At 46.5% G+C, this 19,312-nt stretch carries 17 protein-coding genes and 1 tRNA gene; 8 read left to right on the forward strand and 10 right to left on the reverse strand.

Going from position 1 to position 19,312, the window contains the following annotated elements; all coding sequences use genetic code 11:
* Nucleotides 1-165: 165 nt before the first annotated feature.
* The 4 genes from FJZ26_00460 to FJZ26_00475 all read right to left on the reverse strand — a co-directional run bounded on the left by FJZ26_00460 (nucleotide 166) and on the right by FJZ26_00475 (nucleotide 7,695).
* Nucleotides 166-3,654 carry a DNA polymerase II large subunit gene (locus FJZ26_00460; GenBank protein ID MBM3228881.1) on the reverse strand — a complete coding sequence of 1,163 codons (3,489 nt, stop codon included), beginning with the start codon at nucleotides 3,652-3,654 and terminating at the stop codon, nucleotides 166-168.
* A 35-nt stretch (nucleotides 3,655-3,689) separates the two neighbouring features.
* Complete coding sequence (locus FJZ26_00465; GenBank protein MBM3228882.1) at nucleotides 3,690-5,162, reverse strand: DNA polymerase II small subunit; 1,473 nt, start codon at nucleotides 5,160-5,162, stop codon at nucleotides 3,690-3,692.
* Nucleotides 5,163-5,432 (reverse strand): hypothetical protein, encoded by a 270-nt coding sequence (locus FJZ26_00470; GenBank protein ID MBM3228883.1) that lies wholly within the window; start codon nucleotides 5,430-5,432, stop codon nucleotides 5,163-5,165.
* Between the two features lie 406 nt (nucleotides 5,433-5,838).
* The gene (locus tag FJZ26_00475; GenBank protein ID MBM3228884.1) at nucleotides 5,839-7,695 is read right to left on the reverse strand and encodes an arginine--tRNA ligase; all 1,857 of its coding nucleotides are present in this window, start codon (nucleotides 7,693-7,695) and stop codon (nucleotides 5,839-5,841) included.
* An 85-nt stretch (nucleotides 7,696-7,780) separates the two neighbouring features.
* Here FJZ26_00475 and FJZ26_00480 point away from each other — a divergent pair, with 85 nt between their 5' ends.
* A complete protein-coding gene (locus tag FJZ26_00480; GenBank protein ID MBM3228885.1) occupies nucleotides 7,781-8,068 on the forward strand; it encodes an MGMT family protein in 288 nt (95 codons plus the stop codon).
* A gap of 228 nt (nucleotides 8,069-8,296) precedes the next feature.
* Entirely contained in the window at nucleotides 8,297-8,542 is a 246-nt protein-coding gene (locus FJZ26_00485) for a hypothetical protein (protein MBM3228886.1), read from the forward strand.
* Between the two features lie 22 nt (nucleotides 8,543-8,564).
* On the opposite strand, the gene FJZ26_00490 is transcribed toward FJZ26_00485, so the two are convergent.
* Genes FJZ26_00490 through FJZ26_00500 form a run of 3 tightly spaced genes read right to left on the reverse strand, consistent with a single transcriptional unit; the run spans nucleotide 8,565 to nucleotide 10,334 of the window.
* Nucleotides 8,565-9,314 carry a sulfite exporter TauE/SafE family protein gene (locus FJZ26_00490; protein ID MBM3228887.1) on the reverse strand — a complete coding sequence of 250 codons (750 nt, stop codon included), beginning with the start codon at nucleotides 9,312-9,314 and terminating at the stop codon, nucleotides 8,565-8,567.
* A 10-nt stretch (nucleotides 9,315-9,324) separates the two neighbouring features.
* Nucleotides 9,325-9,891: a thioredoxin family protein gene (locus FJZ26_00495; protein MBM3228888.1), complete on the reverse strand. Its 567-nt coding sequence runs from the start codon at nucleotides 9,889-9,891 to the stop codon at nucleotides 9,325-9,327.
* 29 nt (nucleotides 9,892-9,920) lie between these two features.
* Nucleotides 9,921-10,334 (reverse strand): YjbQ family protein, encoded by a 414-nt coding sequence (locus FJZ26_00500; protein MBM3228889.1) that lies wholly within the window; start codon nucleotides 10,332-10,334, stop codon nucleotides 9,921-9,923.
* Between the two features lie 51 nt (nucleotides 10,335-10,385).
* Here FJZ26_00500 and FJZ26_00505 point away from each other — a divergent pair, with 51 nt between their 5' ends.
* Nucleotides 10,386-11,243, forward strand: a complete 858-nt coding sequence (locus FJZ26_00505; protein ID MBM3228890.1) for a DMT family transporter — start codon at nucleotides 10,386-10,388, stop codon at nucleotides 11,241-11,243.
* 550 nt (nucleotides 11,244-11,793) lie between these two features.
* Here the strand turns inward: FJZ26_00505 and FJZ26_00510 are convergent.
* Nucleotides 11,794-13,059 (reverse strand): M20/M25/M40 family metallo-hydrolase, encoded by a 1,266-nt coding sequence (locus tag FJZ26_00510; protein ID MBM3228891.1) that lies wholly within the window; start codon nucleotides 13,057-13,059, stop codon nucleotides 11,794-11,796.
* 504 nt (nucleotides 13,060-13,563) lie between these two features.
* Between FJZ26_00510 and FJZ26_00515 the strand changes: the two genes are divergently transcribed.
* The gene (locus FJZ26_00515) at nucleotides 13,564-13,803 is read left to right on the forward strand and encodes a hypothetical protein (GenBank protein MBM3228892.1); all 240 of its coding nucleotides are present in this window, start codon (nucleotides 13,564-13,566) and stop codon (nucleotides 13,801-13,803) included.
* Nucleotides 13,804-13,871: 68 nt separating this feature from the next.
* Here FJZ26_00515 and FJZ26_00520 read toward each other — a convergent pair whose 3' ends face one another.
* Together FJZ26_00520 and FJZ26_00525 are read right to left on the reverse strand one after the other, a co-directional pair.
* Nucleotides 13,872-14,594: a hypothetical protein gene (locus FJZ26_00520; GenBank protein ID MBM3228893.1), complete on the reverse strand. Its 723-nt coding sequence runs from the start codon at nucleotides 14,592-14,594 to the stop codon at nucleotides 13,872-13,874.
* Nucleotides 14,595-14,704: 110 nt separating this feature from the next.
* On the reverse strand, nucleotides 14,705-15,451 hold the full coding sequence (locus FJZ26_00525) for a hypothetical protein (protein MBM3228894.1): 747 nt from the start codon (nucleotides 15,449-15,451) through the stop codon (nucleotides 14,705-14,707).
* A gap of 140 nt (nucleotides 15,452-15,591) precedes the next feature.
* Here FJZ26_00525 and FJZ26_00530 point away from each other — a divergent pair.
* From FJZ26_00530 to FJZ26_00545, 4 genes are all read left to right on the forward strand, one after another.
* A tRNA-Leu gene (locus FJZ26_00530) sits at nucleotides 15,592-15,675 on the forward strand.
* Between the two features lie 145 nt (nucleotides 15,676-15,820).
* Nucleotides 15,821-17,023 carry a hypothetical protein gene (locus FJZ26_00535; GenBank protein MBM3228895.1) on the forward strand — a complete coding sequence of 401 codons (1,203 nt, stop codon included), beginning with the start codon at nucleotides 15,821-15,823 and terminating at the stop codon, nucleotides 17,021-17,023.
* A 63-nt stretch (nucleotides 17,024-17,086) separates the two neighbouring features.
* Nucleotides 17,087-18,652 (forward strand): hypothetical protein, encoded by a 1,566-nt coding sequence (locus FJZ26_00540; GenBank protein MBM3228896.1) that lies wholly within the window; start codon nucleotides 17,087-17,089, stop codon nucleotides 18,650-18,652.
* A gap of 39 nt (nucleotides 18,653-18,691) precedes the next feature.
* Nucleotides 18,692-19,312 (forward strand): nicotinate phosphoribosyltransferase (locus FJZ26_00545; protein ID MBM3228897.1); only part of this gene is annotated, 621 nt, incomplete at its 3' end.

Here is a 19,312-nt window from a genome sequence, read left to right on the forward strand (position 1 = left end):
AGAATCCGCGTCAACGGGCGTGATTGCATCAAATGCAGTGCCTTTTTTTGACAGTTTCATTTGAAAAAGGAACATCAAATCACCTACATGGGTTCTTTGCTGCATTGATTACCCGTAAAAGATATTAATAATGTCCCTTTTGCCAAGCTTCCCGCTCATCATGCCCTACATGAAGTCGGACAAGCCTACTTGCCTGGACTTTTCATCAAGAAAAATGGAATCAATGTCCCTTTTTACAAGCTCGAGCCTCTGCTTGACATAAATCGGAAGTTCGAAGTCAAAGGCAAGTTTGGTGGAAATTTTCAGGTACTTTTCAATGCCGCCTTTGTTAATCGTAAGCAGGATTTTACCTCCGCACCTTGAGCACTTGCCAATTAGCGGAACCCGCCTGAAGCTTTCATTGCAGTCCACGCAGCGGAATTTTTGCTGTGAGAACTTGCGCAGGTTGCCGTAAATGTCTGGGAGAAAGTGCGAGGAGAGAATCCTTGCCGCGGCATCCTGCGGGTCAACACAGCGCAGCTTTTTTTCAAGCCTCATTTGCGAGTCGACTTTTTCAGACATGCTTTTGAACTTAATGTATGTTGTTGACACGACACCATCCTCGATGCTGCTTGTGTCGTGCGTGAACCCAAGCCCTTCATACTGGGCTTGCGTACCAAGAACATTTTTGACAAGCCTGACTTTTGCCTCCGCAGGAGAGGAAAACTTTTCTGCAAGCTCATAGAAAGATTGGTCAAATTCGCTGCATATCTCCATTGAATGCGATTCATCATCAACCTCATTTGGATCAAGGACCGTAGTAAGAACAAGCGGCGCGTCCATTGTCCCGCCCCTGGAACTAGGCAAAAACTCCTTTGAGAAATTTATTAGCGAATCCAGAAGCAGTGAAACCGAATCCTCGTCTCCATCGCAATTCCTCCTTTTTGCGGTATGGAAATACGGGTGCCCAAAACCCACATGCGTGCTTGTGAACCCGACTATTCTGCAAAGAACCCCGGCAGATGTGTGAGGCGAAAGCCCTATTGCAAGCTTGCCAAGCAGGTCCTCCTTGCAAAATACATTGTAAAAAGGGGGGAGGTTGTACAGCGTGACAAGCTCGTCGTCTATAAACTGGGCAACTTTCTGGAAATATGCAGCCCCTTCCATTGTTATTATTATGTCCTGGGGCTTAAGCTCCACAATCTGCGAATCCTTGACAAGCTTGTCGCCCTTGAAATCATTAGTGTACCCAAGCGCTGCCAGGTTTTCAATGCCCACGTGGATTTCACACGGCTTGAAGTGAGTCATGGGCACATTAGTCGCATCAAACCTGCAGGTGCCGTCCCTGAATATCGTAATTCCGTGTTTTGAGCGCAAAAATCCCTTTTCAATTGCCTCGGGTATCTTTGACTTTGAAATCAATCCCTGCACACCCCTGACATCGGCGCCGGTTTCATTGTCCTGCCAGTTTTTTTGCTCAAACTCCACAGCCCCAACCCCCTGATGGGTGCCTACCCGCTTCTGGGCGGCTTCAACTAACTCGGCTAGGTTTATTGTCCTAAGCTGCCCGTAATGCGTTGGCTGGCCGCATTTTGCGCACTGGCCTGACACACCTGAAAGATTGCATTTTTTGCAGTATGAAATGTTGACTGTCTGCTCTCCGCATGTTGTGCATAACGGCCTTGTCCCACTTGTCTTACACTTGGGGCATGCAAGGTTTGCTATCTCGACAAATAAGCCCTTGCCTTCGTATTTTTGGCTTGCCATCTTGCGATAAAGCCGCATTATGCTCCTATTTTTCTCGGCGTGCCCGATTGGAAACAATACGTGAACAGGGGGCTTCATTTCACGCTCCCTTCCTTTTTCAGGCCTTCCCATGCGAGTTCCAACATAAGTTGGTGAGTGGGGCTTTATAGTGACTCCAATTAGCTTAGACAAAAATTCGCTGCATTTTGGCTTAAGCGATGCCGACTGGGCAGTAGCAAGGTAGTCATTGAGCCTTTCCTCAAAGCCATTCTTAGATGGCTGCTGCTGATTTATCTGAAGCAGATGCTGCTTGGGCACGCCAAAAGTTGCAAGGACTGCCTTTGCAATCTCCGGCTCTAGCACTATCGTGCCTTTTTCGACCTTATGCTCGACACATAGCTTCTCAAGGAGACTTTTGGAGTCGGTTGCCTCCAAAACAAAGCATTTTGGCTTGAGCCAATCGCTCTCGAACTTCCCGCTTGCAAGCCATCTGGCAACTGAGGACAGTTCCTGGAATGTAAGGTCATCGTATGGATAAACATAGTCCGGATGAAGCGGCATTCCTGTTTGCCTTGAGAATTTAAGCGCATCTTCAAAGCACGAAAATTTTGGCAGTGCAAGGCCCGCTGACTTGCACAATGCGTCAAAGTACTCGGGACACCATGCAGGCTGGACAAGTGGGTGGTTGGATTTGAGAAAGTCGCCAAGCGAAACGAGCATGTCTCCTAGAAACAGGATTTGCGAAACGGACTGGTAAAGCGCCTGGGCCTGCTTGAGCGACCTGACTTTCACAACATCCCCGCTGTGAAGCTTGACTACAGGGCCTTCGATTGTATCACAGGGACTTACTACGCATCCTTTGCCTGGACGCTCAACCTTCAACTGCGTGCCGCTTGCAATGAACTGGTCAAGAAGATACATTGCCGCCGGGTGTATGGCCTTGCCCATTATCCCGCTAGCCCTTGAGCGGCCGTAGCGAAGCCTGAAGCCTCCAGGCCTTGACGGATATGAAAATATTGGCCTTCCGGCAACAAGCTCATCAAGGTAACCAGGAAGGGGTTTGAGCTCAAAAGCCCCCTCTTTTCTTGAAACTTTGACTATGGACTCAAGCCAGTTCCAATCAACTTTTATTTTCCTGGTGTATTTGAGCACCTTTGCGCTTTTTTGCGCAATTCCCTCGCAAAGCACGAGGGCGATTCCACCCCTGACCCTGTTTGTCTCAACGCGCGGCAGGTTTTTGTGAAGCGACACCTCTATTTCTTCCGTCGGGTCTCCATCAACGCATACTGGGCAATTTTGCAGTATGTGCACAATATCCTCCCTTGAGGGCTTGTACTGCAAATGGGCGCACCTGGAGTCGTATATCTCTATTTCCTCAACTGTCCTTTCAATCTCGCTTTCCGTTGGCTTGTAGTCCGGAATTCCGGCAATCCTTCTTGCGACATCCGCAAGCACGACTGCCTGCGCTGCAACAGTCCCCCCGGCCGACCTTATGGGGCCGGAAAAGTATACGGAAAGGTAACTGCCCTCGCCAGGGTGGCTGCGCACCCTGATTTTGGATATCCCCTCGGTAGGGGCAACAAGCACGCCTTCGGTGAGGATTCCAACCCCAACTCGGACTGCAAGGTCAATCAGCTTTTCGGTTGGCCCATTGATTACCTGGCCAAGGACTATTTTTTTCACAATTTCAAATGCGATTAAATCGCGGGACATGCCAGATTTGTCAAGCTCACGGATAAGGATTGATATTCCTGGCGGGCCGATTAGCCCCTCCACCCTCCCTGCAACATCAGCCGCCGGCGTTATTTCGACCGACGTCGATGGGTCAAGGCCCTTTTCCCTAGCTTGCCTTGCTACCGCCAAGGCTTTGTCAAGGCCCGCTTTAAGCCCTTCGAAGTACTGCTGCATTTGCACAGAGGCCTGAACCATTTCACCAGCGCCAAATACATATTTAGTTTCTTCCGTTAAGTCTGTTTGGGATGCCCCGAGAAATCAAGCTGCGATATTTTTCCTGTGTGCGGCTCATAGACGGTTGCAATGCAGGGGGTCGGGATATGTCCCCTTCTCACCTGGTAATCTGTCCTGCCCTGGAACGTCCCTGAGTTTATCACAACGGTCCCCCGGTACATGGCAATCGCATTTTTGTGCACATGGCCCATATGAAGGACATCCGGCTCTTCGTCTATAATCATGAAGTCCTTCTCCTCTGGGATAATCACGCCCCCGCCATCCCCATAAATGGGGGACAGGTGGCGGCGCTTGAGAGATTCTATCATAGGGTGTTCTGGGGCGTGGTAGCTCATTGAAGGTATGGCTGCTATAAGAGAGTCAAGGGATGTGCCGTGATAAACAAGGTGCTTGAGCCCCTCGATGTCGACCCAGCTTGGGTTGCCAAGAAGATGAGCTTTTGACTTTATCATTTCCCTGCTTATGGCAGGCTGCGGCTCGCAGCGCCTGACCGCATCGTGGTTTCCCGGAGTCACTATGACCTCTATGTAGTCCGGCATTTGTTCCATTGCCAAATCAAACGCTTCATACTGCTTGAACACGTCAGGTATTGTAAGCTCCTTTTCCTGCCCAGGAAACACGCCTACGCCGTCAACAATATCCCCGTCAATTATCAAATACTTTATTTTGCCGGCAAGTTCAGTGCGGCCCTCGTTCCCCTTCAGCCAGTTTATCAAATGCGAAAAATTGTGCTCCATGAAAAACCTGCTGCCAAAATGCAAGTCAGAAAGATACATGATTCCTATGTCCCTTTCAGACTGCTTTTGCTGCCTTGCAACCGGCAAATCAAGCCATATTACGTCGTTTGCCCACATGAATTCCCCTGCGACCTTGCCCTCAACAGCCACAGCCTCGTCTAAAAGAAGAGCCTTTGCCTTTTCAAGGGAACCCTTGTTCCTCGTGCTGAAAATTGCATTTATTGTCCCCCACTCGTCTTCCAAAACCACTTTCAGGTTGCCGTTTTTTGTCATGCCTTTTTCCTTTACTAGGGCAACAAGCCTGATGTCTTTTGCCTCCCAGTCCTTGACTTTTGACAAGTCAACAACCGGCAGCTTAGAATTGCGAATCTTGAATGAATGCCTGCAGCGCTCCAGCCTGTCCCTAAAATAGTTGAGAAAGTCTTCGACGCTTCCGGTGCACCTTGATTTTCCGGTTATGTCCTTTTCAGGGTAAAACTTCAATTTTGGCTCCATTTGCTTTGCCAGCGGCTCAAACCCGCTTTTTCTTGCAATTTCAGCCCCTGGTGGCACAGGAACCTTGTCAGCCGAAATGAGTTTTCCTACATCTTCCTCATCAATGATGAATTTGCCCAAGGACCTAAGATGTGCTTCCAAGTCCAGGCTTCCCGAATATGCCAAAAGAAGTTTTTCCGATTGTGGAGTTAGCCGAATCCCCTGAGCAATGAGTTTTTCAAGCTCGGCTCGATCCATCTAATCAGCCTGTGAGCGGGCGGCGGTTTCAAGCGCCGAGAATATTGTCCAAATCTGCGTCCTTGCGTGCATGGGCATGTTTATATCTTCGCTTATGGCCTCGATTGAGTATATTGCCGAAGAGAGGCGCACGCGCGCGTCATCATTTCCCTTCAGCTTGTCGCGGGCATCAGTTACGGCTTTTCGGATGTTTTTCGGTATTGAAGTGTCATCCATTACATTTTCCATCATCATTATTATCTCAGCTATCTTGGTTTCTTCTATAGCCATAAAATCACCACGCAATTTCTAACATTGGGCCTAAAGTAGAGCCGCAGGTCCGCAGTTCCAAATATATGTATGCGAAAAAAATTTTTTAATTTGTTGCGGGCCCGATGGGATTTGAACCCACGACCTTCAGATTACTTCCGCCATAATGCGACAAGTGTGCATTAATCCAACTTCAACCATAATCATATGCGGGAGTTGGGATACCAAAGGGATAACAGATTGCAAAAACCCCTGTGGGCTAGAAGTCTGCCGCGCTATCCAGGCTGCGCCACGGGCCCTCTACTTGTTCCGGCTTTTTTTATGTTTTCTGCTTTGACCTCCTTGGTTAAATTTCATCTGCCAGATATAAATAATGGTGGTATTTGCCGATATTGAAATGAGGATGCGCGCCCTTCGGCCAGTCTGATTACATTTCTTTAATAATTGGAATGCCAAGTATTCCCATTGAGTTCTCAAGAGCCGCTTTGGCGCCATGAAGCATGGTCATTCTTGCCTTCGATGCTTCGGTGCTCCCCTCACCGATTATCCTGCTTGTGTCATAAAATTTGTTGAACGCCGTTGCCAACTCAAGACAGTAGTCGGCAATGACGTGGGGCTTTAGGTCCCTGCCAGAAACAATAAGTGCATTTTCATAATCAAGGACTAGCCTGCACAAGTTGCGCTCTTGCCAAGAAAGCGCATAACCGGAAGGTTTTGCCGCCTTTGGCTTTTTGTGCCAGGCATTCAAGCCAGTGTCGCCAGCTGCTTTTTTTATTATGCTGTTCATCCTTGCAACGCAGTACATGAGATATGGGCCGCTGTCACCTTCAAAAGACAGGGCGCTTTCCCAGTCGAAAACAATCCTTTTTTCAGGGCTTACCTTTAGGAACGAAAACCTTATCGCCCCAAGGGCAACGGATTTGGCGATTTCAAGCTTTTTAGCCTCATCAAAATCCTTATGGATTTTTTTGTAGGCCCTTTTTGCGCCTTCCTCAAGAAGCTCGTCTGCGGTATAACCCATCCAAGTGCCCTGTCTTCCTGAAAAACTGCCTTCCGGGAGGACGGCGTGGCCGTAGGCAAGATGAATTGAGTTTTGTGCCTCCTTTGTGAAGCCCAACTGGACCAACACTTCCTTAATTGATTTTTGCGGGTACGATTGCTCCATTCCTATTACATTGACTACGATATCCGCATTTCCAAATCTTGTATCGCTTGCCCCCTGACTGCAGCCGCAAGTCTTGAGCGCGACTTTGCCATTTGGCTGCATCGCGAATTTTACATAGCAGAAATTTTTCCGAAGCTTGCCAAACTTCCAAAGCTGGAACACCACGTCTTTACCGGTGTATGTTGCCGTCCCGTCAGACCTCACAAGTATCTTGTCGGGGTTTTCCATCTTGTCAAATTCCCCGCCCTTAAGCCTTACTACAAGGCAGCCCTTGTTTTTGCCCGAGGATTCAAGCGCCACTCCCGGGCTTTTCTTGACAATCCCCAGCCCTTCCTCGAATATGCTTCGAACAATGTCTGATTCAAACACAAGAACATCGTGGAATACCCCGTATGAAAAGGCGGTCTGGTATTGTGCAAGTACGCACGACTCCACAATCTCCCTGCTTTTTTTCGACAATGGGGAACTTGGCTCCTCAAGCTTTTGCAGCAGCTTCCTGACCTGAGGTTCAATTTCGCCCGATTCAAACATTTTTGAAACTTCAACATACTGCTGCCCGAGCCAGTGGTCAAATTTAGTCTCTGGCTTTGCAGGCAGGTTCATGCATCCCCATAACGACTGGGCGACTTGCAGCCCAAGGTCATCAATGTAGTCCTGGCGCTCAACCAAGAAACCCCTTTTCTCCAGAATGTTAGAAACCGAGTCCCCTAGAAGCGCATTTCTAAGATGGCCTATGTGCCAGGGCTTATTCGGGTTTACGGAAGGAAATTCAACAAGGGCCTTCCTGCCGTTTTTTTCCTCCGTGCCGAATTTGGCCGCCTTTTCCATTGCCCCAAGACAGACTGAGAGAAGAAATCCATCTCCAAGAAAAAAGTTAATGAATGGGCCTTGGGATACTGCCTTGGATATTGCCTTGCCGACGCTTATCCTTTTGCATATCTCAGTGGCAAGTTTGGCCGGGTTTTCCCCGCTTTTTTTGGCAAGCGCAAAGGCAATGCTTGAGGCAAAATCCCCAAATTCCTTTTTTGGCCGCGAAATGGTTGGCCTGACTGCTTCCTCCGATTCCCCTGTTGCCCTGCAAAGCGCTTCAACTATCTGCTTATGTGCCTCATGATACATGAGTAGGGTTGGTAGTGATATGAATTTAACCCTTTTAGTTGAACAAATGAAGCGGCAGGTGGTTTGAATGGTTAATAAAATCAAAATGACATTCGGGGGCAAAACAGCATACCTGACCAAATTCCAAAAGTCGGTCCTTGATGCCTGCCGCAAGATTCCAAAGGGAAAAACTGCAACATACGGACAGATAGCAGTAATGGTTGGAAATCCAAATGCCGCAAGGGCCGTTGGAAGCGTGCTTGCACATAATCCGTTTGCACCATCCATTCCCTGCCACAGGGTCATCAGGTCCGATGGTGCTTTGGGTAACTATTCCGCCAGTGGCGGACGGGGAGCAAAAGCAGCACTATTGAAAAAAGAGGGGGCGATATAGACTGCCCATGTGTGCTGGGCTTGTTTTAGTTCACACCCGGTGCCAAAACTTCGTCAAGTGGCGACAAAATCACATTTTGTCGAACGTTGGATTTAAAAAAATTGGTGCAGATTTAGCAGCATGAGACTTAAAAGAAAGTGGATAGCGTACTATTTTTCCCGCAGGGAAAGGTTGATTCACAAGCTTCGTGAAATAAGGTTTTGGTGGAACAACGTATACCATTGGCCAATGCGCATAGAAAACGTATTCTCAAGATACAGGTTTACGAAGCTTGATGTGAACTATAATAGATTGTTTCCCGACGAAGCTGGAAACGGCATGGAACACAGGAACAGAGTGGAGGAGAGAAAGAAAAAAGAGGATATGTTTTTTTCAATTTACTACAGGCTCAACAGGCCGGTTTTGGCAACAGCAACGTCCTTAAGCGCTTTTTTTGATTTTCATAGCCACAGCCCCAAGCAATGCCTTGCTTGACTGGAAAAGCCCCATAATTTGCTTAGGGCATAAAAAGAAGTTTTGCAAGCAAAAGCGTGACTGCCGCATACAGCAGCCGCTCAACCCACTTGTCGCCTTTTTTTATCGCAATTCGGGTGCCGGTATATGCCCCAAGCACGCCTCCCGCGACCATTGGGACCAAAAGCACGAAATCCACCGAGCCACTAAGAATGAAAATTCCAGACGAAAGGGCCGAGGAGGGAATCGTATAGGCAAGGTCGGCAGCGGCAGCCTCAAGCATGCCCATGCCTAGAATAGACGTGAGAAGTATGCGCCCTATAATCCCCCCTCCACCTCCGACAACGCCTTCATAAAATCCAACAAGGAATATGACTAAGGCTATCAGATGGAGTTTTTTGCCTTGGAATTTGCTTAACCTTATACCGCCGACTTTGAGCGCAAGAATGAGTATTAGGACACAGGATACAAAAGTAACGACAGTATAACGAAGCAAGTCGGCAGGCAAATTAAGCACAAAAAACGAGCCGGCTGCCGCCCCGGCCATTTTTACCAAGGCAAGTGAAATGACAAGTTTGACGTCAATATTTACTTTCTTTCGAAGATAGTTGGCAAGGCCTGTTGCGCAGAACACCACAACATAAAGCCTGTTAGTGCCTATGACTGAAAGAATGGGAAACCCCAGAACAGATAAGGCCGGCACTGTGATTAACCCGCCCCCGCCCACCATGACATCTATAAACGCGGCGACAAACGCCACTGCAAAAACAGCAGTGCCAACAAGCAAATCCATAATATGCGCCTTAGCCTTCAACCCATTTTATTGAACAGCCCCTGCTTGGCAAAAACTGAAACTCGGGGTTTTTTCCTGCAAGGACGGCCTCAATAGCTTCCTGCATCTCGTGTGTTGCGGGAATTGCGCCAGGATTCAGAGCATCATCAAACCTGCCGTGGTATGCAAGAATGAATTTTTCATCTTTTGCTGCAAACAGGAACGGGTCGGGGGTGCACACGGCCCCGTAGTCCCTGGCAACTCCCTGCGTTCCATCGAACAGGTAGTCAAAGGCAAAATTGTTTTGACTGGCGACTTTTTTCATATTCTCAAAGCTGTCATCAGGGTAATCTGGATTATTGTTTGGGTTTATCCCAACAAATGCCAGACCGCTGCCCCGGTAATTATTTGCAATGGAATTCATTGTGGCAAATTTTGCCTGGACATACGGGCAGTGGTTGCACATGAAAACAACAAGAAGCGCCACTGCGCCCCGATAGCCATTAGTGGTGTGCTGTTTTCCGTCAACGCCAAGCAAGTCAAAACCTGGCGCAACATCCCCTATTTTTAATTTTTGTTTAGATTCAAGCAGCACAATAGCACGCCCGTTATTCTAACCCCGCCCGCCTACTCTCCAAAAACCTTGACAATGACCCTCTTTTTTCTCCTGCCGTCAAACTCCCCATAAAAAATGTGCTCCCAGGGCCCCAAATCAAGCTTGCCTGAAGTGATTGGGACTAGGACTTGGTGGCCCAAGACTGACCTTTTGAGATGTGCATCTGCGTTTGTTTCACCTGTCAGGTGGTGCTTGTAGTCTGGCTTGGAGGGGGCAATCTCCTCAAGCCATTTCATCAAATCCTCCCAAAGGCCTTGCTCGTAATCATTCACAAAAACAGATGAGGTTATGTGCATTGCAGATACTAGGGCAAATCCCTCTTTTATTCCCGACTCCTTGGCAATGCTTTCAATCTGGGAGTGTATTGAAACTATCTCCTTATCTTTTTTCGTTTCCATCCACAAGTATTTTGTGAGTACTTTCATGAGCATAATCTTACTGCAACCATAAATAAAGCTTGTGGGCATTAAGTTACCATGGATGAACCAAAAATTCAGAACATAAAATGGACAGGGCTGCTGCTGCTTGCATGTGTAATCTGGGGGTCTACATTTTCACTTGTTAAAGACACTCTGTCCTATGTTGACACAACGGCAAATCTTGCAATTAGATACGCCATATCAACATTGGCATTTGGGGCTTACGTATTTTTCCAAAAAAACAAGGTTGGCAAAAGTGAGATTAAGCACGGCACAGTATTGGGGATTATACTTTTCTTTAGCATGTGGACCCAAACCTGGGGGCTAAATTTCACAACAGCCACAAACAGCGCATTTGTTACGGGGCTATATGTAATCCTGGTTCCTGTTTTCAGCACTGTTTTTCTAAAAAAATTTCCAGAAACCAAAATTATTGCAGCCATCTTGCTTGCAGTTGGAGGGCTTACCTTGCTTACAAATTTTTCAGGCAGCATGAATATTGGCGACATGGTGACACTTCTTACTGCTGCAGGTTTTGCCATCCATATTCTGTACACAGGCATTGCTGTCAAAAAATGCGGCATGGAGGGGATGGTTCTTGCCCAGATAGCATGCACTGCTGTATTGAGCATTGCAGCCATGTTGATTGCTGGAAAAGTGCCCCAATCAATGCCGCTTGTTACGCTTGCCAGCTTGGCATTTCTTGGGATATTTGCCACAGTTATTGCACTTATCATTCAGACTAGCGCCCAAAAATTTATAGAGCCGACAAAGGTTGCCCTTATATTTGCAACTGAGCCGCTGTTTGCTGCCTTTTTTGCCTTCTTGCTGCTGGGGGAAAAAATGGCTATGCTGCAGTGGCTTGGCGGCGTATTGATAATTGCAGCAATGCTCTTGCCTGAACGCAAAAACTAGGGCATAAGATAAAAAGAGAACTCACTTCTTTCTTGTCTTCCGTGATTTTGCAAGGCGCATTAGTTTTTTAACTTTGGATTGCTTTCCCTTGCTGCTCGGGCTTCGCCCTATCCGTCTTTTGGTTTTTGTCATTGAAGTTTTTTTTCTTAAGCGTGTTTTTGCCATTGTAATCACCTTAGGTGCATTGAAAAGCATGAATAGCGGATAGTTGAACTTGAAGAAAAATAAATAGTTGCTGGCCGAATTTGGACCCGGTGAAGGAGTGCCCCAAACTGGATTCCCGACGTCAGTCTTAACCTGCCGGAAGCTTTAGAGGTTATCTCCTACGCGCTGCCGCCAAACGCTTAATGGACGCAGGTTCCACGCACGCGAGTTATAGTCCATTCGCCACATTTATGGTAGAACGTCCAACAGAGGCTACAGCAGTCACATCCTTTCCAGGACAACCGAATTGTCCAAGATTGCAATCCAACGATCGCAAACAGCCAGCATAGTGATATTCAGCAAAGTGTATTTAAACCTTGCTGCATAGTATAAATGAATTACCATCTTAAGCAACAAATCCCAAATTGCTTAAAAAATCATGGATTATCTCCCCGTACATTGAAAGACTCCGGAGGTACACAAATTCCGTGTTTCCATGGTAATCTCCGCCTTTAGGCCCAAAAACCACTGAAACTATTCCTTTTTCGCTTGTCCATTTCATATCCGATGAGCCAGATTCGTAGCGAAGATTGCACTTTAGCCCAGTCCTTTTCTCAGCCATAGAAGCAAGTGTTCCGATGTATTCCTGTCCGGCAGCATCCAGTGGAATATTCACAAGAGGGGGATGGCGCTTTTCTACATTTGCCTTAAACGAATAAGATTGGCCTAGAAGACTTGTGTAATGTAAGATTTTGTCAACAGTCCCAGGGTCGGTGTAACGGATATCTAGAAATATTTCTGCCTCCCCTGGAACTGTGTTTTTTGAGTTTCCAAGATTTCTAAACTGCGTTGCGATAACTGATGGATTCCAAGGATCATCCTTAGAAGCCAGGTTGAATTCATTCTTGATAAATGAGTACAGGCTATATGCTGCCTCAATTGCATTGTTACCAAGATAAGGTCTTGAAGCGTGGCTAGGCTTGCCTGACACCAGCATGGATAGCCAAATCAAGCCTTTGTGCCCAACAGTTATGTCAAGCCCAGCATCATTATCAGACTGATTTGGCTCTGCGGATATTGCAAATTTAAAATTGTATCCCGCGTCTTCAAGCAAAAACTTAGTCCCGTTTTCACCGCCTGTTTCCTCATCAGATACGATAAACAAGGCGGCGTCTGGTTTTTTACTTGAAAATGAAAGTTCCCGGAAGACAGATAGAAGGGCTGCGACTCCGCCTTTGGCGTCTACGGCTCCTCTACCAAATAGCTTGTCGTCCTTTTCTACTGCAACGAATTGACCTGGTTCAGCAGAAACAACGTCAATGTGTCCATGAAGAAGCACTTTGAATTCTTTTTTGTCCTCGAACGATATTACAGTTGACTGTTTCCCTCCATGTTCGAATTCTTTTATTATCACCGGGCAGCCAGCAAAATAGTCCTTAATGTACTGGAGGCAATCCCCTATTTCTTTTTTATTGCCTCCGCATGAGGGGAATTCAACAAGCTCACGTGTCAATGACGATATTTCACCAAACTTGACGGAGAAGCCCCGATTTTCCTTTAAAGCATAAAATGGTGATCTGGAGCTCTTGTTTTTCTTTGTTTGCTCGACTTGAACTATACTAGTGACCCGTTCAACAAATGTTTCTAGATAAATCACCCATCCAAATACAATTTAGGTATCAAGTCTTATTATAATACTTATTGCTTTTTTTATTCTTACAAGAATATTTATATTTTTTTGGCCTTGCAATTTTATTAATAAATACTGCCTTGATAATTTACAAGCGCATTTGGGGCTGTGGGCTAACCTGGTATGCTGCCAGGTTCGGGAAAACCTTTTCCGTCTTCAGGGAAATTTACTTGCGGAAAAGTTTAGGAAAACCTGGTGATCTGAGTTCAAATCTCAGCAGCCCCACTGCCATATGGGGAACTGTGCATTTCAGATGCTCCCCCTGAGGCTTTCACCCCCTAAAGTTAAACACAAGCAACGAAAACGACTGCCATATGGGGAACTGTGCATTTCAGATGCTCCCCTTGAGGCTTTCAACCCAACCATAAGGGGAACGAAGCAATTCAAGTGCTCCCCTTGAGGTTTTCATCCCCTTTAGTTTTTCACCAGCAACGAACGACTGCCATATGAGAGAAATGTTAAACGAGGGCAATAAACTGGGATAAAATGGCGCAAGAAAAAAAACAGCCCCTGCTAATTGAGATGGAGCTCAGCCACAACTGCGAAAGCCTGGACAACTGCATGTTCTGCTTTAACACAAAAAGCAAGAGGTACGCAATTGCAAATAAAGAAGTGGGGCGGGAAGCGTATATGAAGATAAAAAAATTATTCTTGGATGAAATAGGGGAAAAGCTTGAAAAAAACAAGGATTTGAAAACAAGCATCTATACGATTGGTTGCAGGTAAATGCGCACAGAGTTTGCAAGGCAAGGGTATCTGCATCTGCCCCCACCTTCGCAGGTTTTTCCCCAAACCTACTTTTTTGGGAGCTCTTGGGGCAGTGCCGGGAGCTCAAAATCGGAATCTGAGACACGTAGATTGTATTGCTTTGCAACAAGTTTGAGCGTCCTGTATGAGCCAGAGCTTGGAGCGACAATTGATATGTATAGTGGTATTCCTTCCATTGTCCTGCATGTTTTTGATTCTGACAAATAGGTCAAATCCTGGAATTTGTAGCATTTTGTTTTGGCTCCAAGCATCACTTCGGTGCCTTCATAAGTGACTTTATATTCTCCAGGATTGTTTTCAACATCATTCTCAAATGCCTTTATTGCTTCAACAGTGCCCGATTTTTGCCTGTAGCACACCCACTTGCTTCTCTGGCTTATACAGACATACGCATCGTTGCTGATTAAATACGAGCGCAGCTCGATATTTTTTGACATCATATCGGTGCGAATTTTATCAGCGCCCTTTGTGTATATGACAATGCTTGCATTGGAGGACTCGACGCCATTAGGCATGTCGCTGTCGCTAATTTCATATTCCACCCTTGCCTCTGCAGTGTTGCCTCTTTTTATAAGTGACATGGACTCGTCAAAAGCGGCAGATTTTTTCTCGTTTTCCAATGAGGGTTGGGTGTTGTCTTTCTCTGGCTTGCCTGCTTTTCCATCTGGCTGGATGACTGTGGAGCAGCCAAATAACAGCAGGGCTATCATCAATGCCGCAATCACAGTATGCAAATTTCTGTTTCTCATCCAGATCATCATAAAAAATCAGTTTTCCTTGTATATTAATATTTGCTTGGACCGTACTGACGCGAGTCGGTTAATTGTTGTTGCCGAAGTATTGATTATTGCAGGATATTTCAAACAAACGACCTGTTGCAAAATGGCAGCATGAGAATGTCAAAGGAAAATTTCTCATCGGCTATGTTGCCTAATTTGTGGCTCTTTAAATACTCTTCAAGGCTTTTGAGCACAGCGAGGCTTTCGGTTTTATCCGAGTGCGGGAGCATTGGTTTGATTGTGAATACTGCATTGGTGAACAAACCCATAAATTCCGCAATGCCAAGTGGCTTGCCGCTGTCTATTAACTCTGCTTTTATCCTGAAGATTTGGAACCTTGCCGCAAGTGCGGCCACTTTCATGTAAAACCCCAAATGCGACCCATGGCTGTGTTTGTTTTGTGCCTTGGGGAGTTCGTCTGTAAGCTCAGCAGCCTCGCTGACACAGTTTAGGAAAGCCTGCTTGTCCAAATTTTGCCTTGAAAGTGAGTAAGACAGTTTTATCTGCCTGATGAGATCGCCATTGGCCATGTAATCAAGCAGGCGCGTGCATTCCTGAAATAGGATGTATTTTCGGACTTCAAATAGCAGCCCCGAATATTCCTCATCAGGAGTTATTTGTGACAGCTCCCTGAAACGCCTTTTTATTAGATTTCTTAGCTCTAAAGAATCATGGACAGCCCTAAGTTTGCTTATCAGAATCATTGACCGGATATTGTGAAGCTCGTGGCTGGGGCTGGTGTTTTTTAACCTGTCAAAAGCATTCGGCTTGTCATCAAAGAGCCCTGGCTGGCCTTTTGGCGTTTTTGACGGCAGATTATGAATCATGTCGTATTTTGTGGAAAATAAAGTATATAAATATGCCGCGTTTTGCAGCAGCATAGCAAAGTGAGACGAGGTGCAGGTCTGAATTCCGGCAAATAATAATCAACCCAACCTTTATATTTTTTATTTGGGAAGATGAGGGTGCGGGTGTCGCCTAGCGGTCAATGGCGCCAGGCTCAGAACCTGGTCTCTTAGTGGGTTCGTGGGTTCAAATCCCACCACCCGCATCCATGGGTGAAGAAAAAATTTTGAAGATTTTCAGTATGCAAACGATATCCTTATCCCGCACCATTTCCCTTATATTTATAAATTTCTAGTATTATATTTGAGCAAAGAGAGCTAGTGTGGGGCATTTGAATGCAGCTAGCTTGAATGTTTTTGATGTTTATCGGTGTTTATGTGGAAATCCCGAATTTTTACCATGGTGATTACAGGCGGCTTGCGATTATACCTGTAATCCTGCTGTTGATTTCGATATATTTTATTCCGCACATCAAATTCGGGGTTGACTTTAAAGGCGGCACGCTTATTTCGCTAAAAACCAAGGGAGCCATCGACATTCAGGCTCTAGAAAAATCCCTCGGGGAAGCAGGTATCGAAGAAGCCACAGTAAAGCAGTTTGCCCTCCCGATTGGAAATGAAGTGGAGATTGAAATCGAGCAGGAGGAGAAACTTGTAAGAAGTGAAGCGCTCAAAACAGAATTTTTCGCAAAAGTGGATGACGTTTCAAGGCTTGAGGCGGATTTGTCAAGATTTGAGTCGAATGCTACGCCTTTCACCCAAGATGAGAAAAAAACAGCTACAGACGCCTACTTGACTGCAAGAAGTGGGCTTGATAAAATAGCGGATCAGCTATTCGGTCTCGCAGAATTGGATGAGAAGGCATCGCAACAGCCAAACACGGATAATTTGAGAAAACTTGTGAGTGACGCGTATAGGAAAGTTAACGACGATTACAAAGACCGGATAGGCGAGGCAATAACAAGGGTTGCAAATTACGATTCGATTTCAGTACAGGCAATATCGGCGACCCTTTCTGCAAAATTCATTGAGAAAGCCGTCAGTGTTGTGGTCATTTCAGCCATTTTGACAGCAATAGTTGTCTTTTTTGTCTTTAGGACATTTATCCCAAGCCTTGCAGTGATGATTGGCGCTGCTGCAGATGCGACAATAGCGCTTGGGGCAATGGGCTTGTTTGGAATACCGTTCACGCTTGCATCGTTTGCGGCACTGGTGATGCTCATCGCGTTTTCACTTGACACTGACATTCTTCTGACAACAAGAGTAATCAAAAGGGGCGAGGGGCATGCCGCGGATAGGGCGTATGACTCAATGAAAACAGGGATTACCATGAGTGTCACTGCGTTCATTGCATTTAGCGTCCTATTCGTGTTAAGCATAATGACAAACATCAATACATATTATGAGATTTCAGCCGTGGCTTTGGCAGGCCTTGTTGGCGATGTGTTTGCAACGTGGGGCATTAATGCAGTCATAGTGCTTTGGTACGCTGAAAAAGTTGAGAAAAGCAAAAAAGAAAGGGAGGCGCGGGTGCTTTCAACCATATACAAATAAGCCGGGGATATGAGGATGCCATTCACAGGTTCATCAAATTGCGCCTAACATTGCGTGAAATTTATGAAAAAACTGATTGATTTTATTTCAGATAAGAGGATTTCAGTTCTCCTTATTATCATGCTTTTTGCCCTAGGCCTTGCCTATTTTAACGGCATTAAGTTTGGCATTGACTTTAGCGGAGGCACGCGCATCCCGATTGTGCTTGAAAAACCGGTTGACACAGTCACAATGGATGAGATGGTGCAAACAATCAAGACACGGGCTGCAGTTTTTGGCCTGACCGAAGTCAAAGTTAGGGCAGTTGGCACAAGTGAGATATATGTGGAGGTTCCAGGCAACAACCCCCGCCTTGTTTCAGATATTGAGACATTGCTTTCCAAGCAAGGTGTTTACCAGGGCGTTGTGGACGGAAAGGAAGCACTCAGGGGAGACGATATATACACTGGGACCATAGGGCAGGTTTCGCCAAGCCAAATTGGAAGCCAGGCAGATTGGGCGGTGTCTTTCAGCGTGACGCAAAAAGGCGCCAACAAGTTTGCCAGCGTTGTCAAAGGGAAGCAGGATTACCCGCTTTACATGTTCCTTGACAGGCCGGATGCCATTGTCATCATTTCCAAAAAGGACCTGTTTGCAAGCACCAGCGCGTTTGTAAAGCCAGTGACAGACGAGGAACTTATAAAGGCCACAAACGATGCGCTCAGGTTGAACGGGGCAGACATAAAGCTTTACCTGCTTGAGGATTTTGAGAAATACAAAAGCAGCATCAAGCCTGAGACAAACAGGACCAAGGCCATTATTGCCCAAAATTCAACACGTGAAGTGGTTGATTATCTCAAGGCTGCAGGATTTGCGATTGAACAGCGCCCGCCTGGGGAGCTGCAACCAGTTTTTGACTCTAGTGGCTCAAGAGGCCAGTTTGCAGTTGTGGTCAGGGAATGGAAGGCGGTTGGACTTTTAAGCTCGCCTAGGCTTTCACCAGAAGTAACAAGCGGCATACCAAATTATGGTTACATAATAAGCGGTGGAGCTCAGGGAAGCGGCAAGCAGAGGGCTCTAGATGCGCAGGCAAACGCAAAGAATGTCGAATCCATACTCAAAGGCGGTGCGCTTCCAGTCCAAATCTCGCTTGGCAGCACGACAAGCATTCCAGCCCCGCTTGGAGCCGAGTTTTTGAAGATAAGCGCGATTGGGGCCATTGCGGCACTTGTTGTGATATCCTTGTTTGTCGCAATAAGATATAGGACGCCAAAAATCATAATTCCGATAGTGTTCATACTGCTCTCTGAGGTGACCATACTTGTTGCGATAATAGGCTCGTTTACCATTGACCTTGGCGCAATGGCTGGGATAATTGCGGCGATTGGAGTTTCTGTTGATGCACAGATACTGATTACCGACGAGCTTCTGAAGAAGGACACTGCAGAACACACAAAAAAGCTGAACAGGGCTTTTTCAATAATCACGACAAACGCATTTGTTGCCGTTGTTGCAATGCTGCCGCTACTGCTGTTTTCGGGCCTAGTTGAAATTATCGGTTTTGCAACCTCAACCATACTTGGCGCCCTGCTTGGCGTACTGATTTCAAGGCCGGCTTATGGCGCCATAGTCGACAAGCTATTTGACTGATTTACCCAGAAGCATGAGACTGCAACAACGGTTGGTAGTATGAAAAACCTAACTGGGTTTGTGACTAATGCGAATTACCAGCTTCTGGTAGATTTGTACGAACTTAACATGGCCCAGGCATACCTCAATGAAGGCATGGACAAGCCTGCGATTTTTGATTTGGGAATCCGCGGGCCGATTAAAAACAGGGGCTACCTAATTGCCTGCGGCATTGGCGAAGCAGCTGCTCTTGTAAAAAATATTTCTTTTAGCCCCGAATCAATAGAATATCTCAAGGGGCTGAAAAAATTTACAGACAATTTTCTTGGCTTTCTTGAAAAGTTCAGGTTTGAAGGCGATATTTACGGAGTGAGAGACGGGGAAGTCGTTTTCCCAGGTGAGCCGCTTGTGAAAGTCAAGTCAAGCCTTGCCCAGGGCCAGTTGGTTGAGACGATACTCCTTAATACAATAGGGTTCCAGACCCTTGTCGCAACAAAGGCATCAAGGGTGTGCCAAGGCGCCGCAGCGGCCGGGGTGATTGATTTTGGCCTCAGGCGCGCACAGGGTGGAGAAGCCGGACTTAAGGCCTCAAAGGCTGCCTATGTCGGAGGCTGCATTGGCACATCAAACCTCCTTGCCGGAAGTAATTATGGCATCCCTGTATTTGGGACTGTAGCACAC

The organism is Candidatus Parvarchaeota archaeon (assembly GCA_016866895.1).
GTDB lineage: Archaea > Micrarchaeota > Micrarchaeia > Anstonellales > VGKX01 > VGKX01.

What these genes read in the sequence shown, in the direction of transcription:
- FJZ26_00460 (MBM3228881.1), bottom strand. Translation starts at nt 3,654, where the DNA reads ATGGTTCAGGCCTCTGTGCAAATGCAGCAGTACTTCGAAGGGCTTAAA.
- FJZ26_00465 (MBM3228882.1), bottom strand. Translation starts at nt 5,162, where the DNA reads ATGGATCGAGCCGAGCTTGAAAAACTCATTGCTCAGGGGATTCGGCTA.
- FJZ26_00470 (MBM3228883.1), bottom strand. Translation starts at nt 5,432, where the DNA reads ATGGCTATAGAAGAAACCAAGATAGCTGAGATAATAATGATGATGGAA.
- FJZ26_00475 (MBM3228884.1), bottom strand. Translation starts at nt 7,695, where the DNA reads ATGTATCATGAGGCACATAAGCAGATAGTTGAAGCGCTTTGCAGGGCA.
- FJZ26_00480 (MBM3228885.1), top strand. Translation starts at nt 7,781, where the DNA reads ATGACATTCGGGGGCAAAACAGCATACCTGACCAAATTCCAAAAGTCG.
- FJZ26_00485 (MBM3228886.1), top strand. Translation starts at nt 8,297, where the DNA reads ATGCGCATAGAAAACGTATTCTCAAGATACAGGTTTACGAAGCTTGAT.
- FJZ26_00490 (MBM3228887.1), bottom strand. Translation starts at nt 9,314, where the DNA reads ATGGATTTGCTTGTTGGCACTGCTGTTTTTGCAGTGGCGTTTGTCGCC.
- FJZ26_00500 (MBM3228889.1), bottom strand. Translation starts at nt 10,334, where the DNA reads ATGAAAGTACTCACAAAATACTTGTGGATGGAAACGAAAAAAGATAAG.
- FJZ26_00505 (MBM3228890.1), top strand. Translation starts at nt 10,386, where the DNA reads ATGGATGAACCAAAAATTCAGAACATAAAATGGACAGGGCTGCTGCTG.
- FJZ26_00515 (MBM3228892.1), top strand. Translation starts at nt 13,564, where the DNA reads ATGGCGCAAGAAAAAAAACAGCCCCTGCTAATTGAGATGGAGCTCAGC.
- FJZ26_00520 (MBM3228893.1), bottom strand. Translation starts at nt 14,594, where the DNA reads ATGAGAAACAGAAATTTGCATACTGTGATTGCGGCATTGATGATAGCC.
- FJZ26_00525 (MBM3228894.1), bottom strand. Translation starts at nt 15,451, where the DNA reads ATGATTCATAATCTGCCGTCAAAAACGCCAAAAGGCCAGCCAGGGCTC.
- FJZ26_00535 (MBM3228895.1), top strand. Translation starts at nt 15,821, where the DNA reads ATGTTTTTGATGTTTATCGGTGTTTATGTGGAAATCCCGAATTTTTAC.
- FJZ26_00540 (MBM3228896.1), top strand. Translation starts at nt 17,087, where the DNA reads ATGAAAAAACTGATTGATTTTATTTCAGATAAGAGGATTTCAGTTCTC.